We start from the raw sequence: 4,833 nt of genomic DNA on the forward strand, positions 1-4,833 counted from the left end.
GTAATGCCATGTCAAAAAAACGCAATTCGGATAATTGGTCTGCTGATGTCAACGGCAATTTAAAATTGACCCCTTTTCGGGATAATCGGCAATCTAAATTTGACCCCCTAGACGATATTAAATCTGTGAATTAATCGGCAGCATGCCGACCTTTCGTTTATCTTTTAAACGATAGCTTTCACCACTCATTTGCACAACATGACAGTGATGTAAAAGTCTATCCAACATCGCAGCGGTTAATGTGGTATCGTCCGCAAAGGTGTTAGCCCATTGACTAAACGGTAAATTACTAGTCAATAATGTGCTACCTTTCTCGTAGCGTTTTGCCACCACATTAAAGAATAAATTCGCTTCCTCACGGCCGAAGGGTAAATAGCCTATCTCATCAATCACGAGTAATTTAGGCGCCATGACGACCCGGTTCATATAGGCTTTTAACTTATCTTGGCGATACGCAGTCACCAAGTGAAGCATTAGGTCAGCAGCCGTAATGAAACGTACCTTTAAATGGTTCATCACCGCCTTATAAGCTAGACCAATGGCCAAGTGTGTTTTACCGACACCGCTAGGACCTAGCATAACGACGTTCTCATGGCGTGGGATGAAGGCAAGCGAGCTTAACTCCTGAACCTTGGCTTTCGGCACCCCACTACTAAAGCTAAAGTCGAACTCTTCAAGGGTTTTCATGCTCGGTAGCGCTGCCAATTTAAGTAAGGCGGTCTGCGACCTGAGCGCTTTAGCCTTTAGCTCCTCAGTCAGTAGCTGTTCAACAAAGTCAGCATAAGTACCTTCCGAGTTTAGGTGATGTTCAGCCACATGAGACCAAACTTCGTTAATGGCATAAAGACCTAATTGCCGACACATGTCGGCAATACGTTCATACTGTAAGCTCATGACCTTCTCCTAAAAGCAGTGCATCATAGGTGGATAAAGGGTGCTGTAAGCTCTCAATCGGCATTGGCACGTCATTCAACGAAGGAGCAACGACGACATTGCCGCTTCTTATCGGCAACGGCAGTAACGCCTCTTTCTCCTTAGTGAGTCAGTGATTAGGTGTCTCTTGTGTTGTGCCGTGTATGCGAATATTAGCAACGCTCGTCAACCAGTGCCCGATGCATCCGTTAGCTGTTTGCACATCCAGCTTGAGTCCTTCGGCGCGTAAGCTCGCCTGCAAAGGCACGACAAAGCTACTCTTTAAATAACGATTAAATCGCTCCACTTTACCCTTCGTCTTAGCACGATAAGGACGACAGACACGAGGCTGGAAACCATACTCCTTAGCCAGCAGGAGCAACTCTGGGTGCCAGCGGTGTTCACCAACACCATAGGCATCGCGTTCTAAAACGATGGCTTTGGCATTATCAAATAACACCTCTTTCGGTACACCACCAAAAAAGTCAAAAGACTGCCGTAAGCCGGTTAACCAAGACTCACTACGCTCATTATCAAAGAAGTGCACGTAACTGGCTCTGGAATAGCCTAAGGTCGCTACAAAGGCCTTTAGTGGCTGACCCTGACGACGGATAATTGTAAAGTCCACCTGCAATTGTTCACCGGGCTCAGTCTCAAAGCGCACCAATGGATCAGTTGGAGCAGTCGGTTTAAATTGAGCAACATAGTCGCTCAACAGGCGTATCTTGCCAGGATAGCCAAGCTCAACAATTTCTCGATACAGCACGGCTGCTGGTATCCAATCGGGCGATGCGCTTTGGATACGCTGGTGAATATATGGCTTATAAGGGTCGAGTTTACTTACCCTGTTTGCGCGTCGGTGATACTGTGGCGCAGTAGATTTCTCGTTAAGGTACTTCTTAACCGTATTACGTGAAATACCTGTTTCTCGGCTAATCGCTTTGATAGATTGCCCCCGTTTTTTTAACACCTGTATGGTCACTACCATCTCCTGAGTTAACATAAGCGGCCTGAAAAACCGCTAGTTTAAAAACTAGGGGGTCAAAATTCAACTGCCGATGGGGGTCATTATTACATTGCCGTTAACAGAATTCATGCGTAAACTCGATATTAGCCGACAAGGATCAACAATTGCTATGCTTAAAGAGCAAACTACTCGTTTAGTTAACTCATTATTTAGAGTAACAATCGAAGGTGAGAATAGTAGGGCAAGAAAAAAACATTTTGATTGCTGATAGCAGTTTTGAGTTTTGGGAGACACATAACGGTGGCTGGGAAACTCACTTAAACTTAAATAAGAAATTCCTTGAAGATTTATTAGCTCATCCAGTGCCAATTGATCTAAATGTGCTACATGCAATTCGTAAATCACCTATGGCCATGGATGTATATACGTGGATAGCTTATCGGACATACGGTATTTATACATCAGGCGGTCGACCGGTAAAAATCCCTTGGGAGTCGCTACAAGCTCAGTTTGCAGCTAATTTTGGTGGAAACCTAGATAAAGATATATTAACTGCCGATGAAATTATAAGAAAGGAAGCTCAAGCAAAATACAATTTTAAAAGTAAGTTTTTAGGCTCATTGGATAATTTAGCTAAATTTTATCCAGATTTAAATCAAATCATAAGTTCTGACAGTCAATTCGTAACAATTGGTGGTGCTAAATTAATTCCTAATAAGTAAAATCATTAACCGTCTAAATGACGGTTTTTTTATGCTTAAAAATCCTGTAATTGCGTTGTATCGGTAATATTAATTTATAGAAAAACTCTATTTTATTTATATAAATCATCAACTTAAGTTGTAACATATTAACAGCAAGACGTTCTCTCAAGACGTTATGCAAGACAGTAAACAAGACGTTCTTTTATTTATCATAAGGGAGGTGTGATTTTTTTACTTAAAAGCCTTCCTCTTTTTTTTTAGAATTCACTTTTTTAATATTTAAATCTTAATTGTTTTTAGTTTTTTTTTAGAAATTCTTAAAACGCTTAAATTTTAATTAATTCTTTATTTAACTAAAAGATTTTCGCCAGCTTCTTTCTGATGAATCAAACTGGGGATTAAAGGCAAAACTTAAATTAAGTCATTTAAATAATTCAGAATGACTTCCAATTCTAACTAGCTCAATTGTTCTTTCATATTTTGCATAAATTAATAGCAAATCGGGTTTTATATGGCATTCTCTAAATCCAGACCAATCACCAACTAAAGAATGATCTCGGTGCTTATCTGGTATTACTTGGTTATGGATTAGGCAGTGAGCTACAGTAATCCATTCTTCAGAGAGTAAGTCTATCCAACGTTTTTTTGCGTCACGTTTAAATTGATTACTTGGTATTAATGCTAACAAAATTACTACCCTTTGATATCATCCATAAGTTCATCTAGGCTGCTATATTTTGTTAAAGTGTTTTCACTACGATTGCTTAATAGCTCTAGCATAGCAAGCTTAGTTAGATCATTGGGGATGTGGTTAGTTTTATACTCAAAGTTTAAAGGAATTGCCTTAGTGTCTGCTATTTGCTTCAAGAAGAGTTTAATAGCCTGTGCTGGAGTAAGACCATAACTCTCAATAATAGGAAAAGCTTCTTCTTTTAGTTGTTCATCCATGCGGATATTAAAATTAGTTGTACTCATTGTTTACTCCAAGTCGGTTATATACCTAATTTTAAAGCAAAAAACAAATATATGTAAAGCTTTTATTTTACATATGTTTTACTTAATCTGTTATTAGTTTCACTAAAAGATTTTCGCCAGCTTCTTTCTGATAAGCCAAACTGGGGATTAAAGGTAAAGCTTAAATTAAAAATTATAGTAAATCGCTTCTAAAAGTAGTTTTAATTTATTGTCATTATTTATAGGTTTTGCTATAATAAAGCTATATTTAACGGAGCTTTATGTTTAAGATTAATTGGGTTCGGAAAGCAGCCAAGCAATTAGCTAAGCTTGACCGAAGAGAACAACAAAGAATAATTTCAGCTGTTGACACATTAATGGATCTGCCAAATGCACGGAATGTTAAACAGCTCATAAATCATCAATATGGCTATCGGCTTCGAGTAGGTCAGTATAGAGTGCTATTTGATGCAGATGTAATTATACGAATAGTAGACATACAAGAAGTCAAGAAAAGAGATGATACAACTTACTAAGGGCAATATTATGAATACGCATGAACATACTATTTTAACAAGCTTAGGTAAGCCAACTTTTGTGGTGCTGCCTTATGAAGACTATTTAGTTTTAATGAATAGAAAAAATTCTCGCATTCCTGTAGATGAAACTATTCCACATGAAGTTATCAAACTACAAGTTGAGAACAACTGGAGCATGATTCGTGCATGGCGTGAATATTTAGGAATCACTCAGGTTGAAATGGCTGAACGTTTAGAAGTTCGTCAACCAACTTATGCGAATATGGAGTCTTTAGATGCTAGACCAAGAAAAGCTACCATCGATAGAATTGCTGATGCACTTGGTATTTCAACTCAACAATTAGTTTGATTTCAGAACGGCCTTATAAAAAACACGCTTAAATTTAATTAATTCTAGGTTCTTTACTTTGTCATTTGTTATACTTGTTATACACGTATAACAAGGAGCTGATAATGTTAGCAATACGATTACCTGACGAAATAGATAACCGCTTGAAAGATTTGGCGGAAAAGACGGGGCGTACAAAGTCTTTTTACGCAAGAGAAGCAATCTTAAAACACTTAGATGATTTAGAAGATGTCTATCTTGCAGAAAGGGAGTTGGAACTGGTTAAGGCTGGCAAGTCTAAAACTTATTCAGCTGAAGAAGTAGGAAAAGAGCTTGGCTTATAAAATACTTTATTCAGATAAAGCAAAAAAAGAGCTTTTAAAACTTGATAAACCAGGAGGGTGTAAGGTATTTTGTGTAACTTGATTT

At 38.2% G+C, this 4,833-nt stretch carries 7 protein-coding genes and 1 pseudogene; 4 read left to right on the forward strand and 4 right to left on the reverse strand.

The window, feature by feature from the left end:
• Nucleotides 1–117 precede the first annotated feature (117 nt).
• Both istB and istA read right to left on the reverse strand, forming a co-directional pair.
• Nucleotides 118–894: an IS21-like element helper ATPase IstB gene (gene istB, locus HMPREF3144_RS04185; protein WP_070476590.1), complete on the reverse strand. Its 777-nt coding sequence runs from the start codon at nt 892–894 to the stop codon at nt 118–120.
• Nucleotides 878–1,915: pseudogene (gene istA / locus HMPREF3144_RS04190) on the reverse strand (IS21 family transposase). The gene istB and the pseudogene istA overlap by 17 nt, the downstream one beginning before the upstream one ends.
• A gap of 191 nt (nt 1,916–2,106) precedes the next feature.
• Between istA and HMPREF3144_RS04195 the strand changes: the two are divergent.
• Complete coding sequence (locus HMPREF3144_RS04195) at nt 2,107–2,601, forward strand: replication protein RepA (protein WP_083290381.1); 495 nt, start codon at nt 2,107–2,109, stop codon at nt 2,599–2,601.
• A 403-nt stretch (nt 2,602–3,004) separates the two neighbouring features.
• On the opposite strand, the gene HMPREF3144_RS11395 is transcribed toward HMPREF3144_RS04195, so the two are convergent.
• Both HMPREF3144_RS11395 and HMPREF3144_RS04200 read right to left on the reverse strand, forming a co-directional pair.
• Nucleotides 3,005–3,271: a type II toxin-antitoxin system YafQ family toxin gene (locus HMPREF3144_RS11395; protein WP_081941629.1), complete on the reverse strand. Its 267-nt coding sequence runs from the start codon at nt 3,269–3,271 to the stop codon at nt 3,005–3,007.
• Nucleotides 3,272–3,276: 5 nt separating this feature from the next.
• Nucleotides 3,277–3,558, reverse strand: coding sequence for a type II toxin-antitoxin system RelB/DinJ family antitoxin (locus HMPREF3144_RS04200; RefSeq protein WP_036561287.1), 282 nt, complete (start codon nt 3,556–3,558; stop codon nt 3,277–3,279).
• Between the two features lie 260 nt (nt 3,559–3,818).
• Between HMPREF3144_RS04200 and HMPREF3144_RS04205 the strand changes: the two genes are divergently transcribed.
• The 3 genes from HMPREF3144_RS04205 to HMPREF3144_RS04215 all read left to right on the forward strand — a co-directional run bounded on the left by HMPREF3144_RS04205 (nt 3,819) and on the right by HMPREF3144_RS04215 (nt 4,748).
• Nucleotides 3,819–4,073 carry a type II toxin-antitoxin system RelE family toxin gene (locus HMPREF3144_RS04205; RefSeq protein ID WP_036561284.1) on the forward strand — a complete coding sequence of 85 codons (255 nt, stop codon included), beginning with the start codon at nt 3,819–3,821 and terminating at the stop codon, nt 4,071–4,073.
• 10 nt (nt 4,074–4,083) lie between these two features.
• On the forward strand, nt 4,084–4,425 hold the full coding sequence (locus tag HMPREF3144_RS04210; RefSeq protein ID WP_036561281.1) for a helix-turn-helix domain-containing protein: 342 nt from the start codon (nt 4,084–4,086) through the stop codon (nt 4,423–4,425).
• 104 nt (nt 4,426–4,529) lie between these two features.
• Nucleotides 4,530–4,748, forward strand: a complete 219-nt coding sequence (locus HMPREF3144_RS04215; protein ID WP_070476593.1) for a type II toxin-antitoxin system RelB family antitoxin — start codon at nt 4,530–4,532, stop codon at nt 4,746–4,748.
• Nucleotides 4,749–4,833 lie beyond the last annotated feature (85 nt).

The organism is Oligella sp. HMSC05A10 (genome assembly GCF_001808335.1).
Taxonomy (GTDB): Bacteria; Pseudomonadota; Gammaproteobacteria; order Burkholderiales; family Burkholderiaceae_B; genus Oligella; species Oligella urethralis.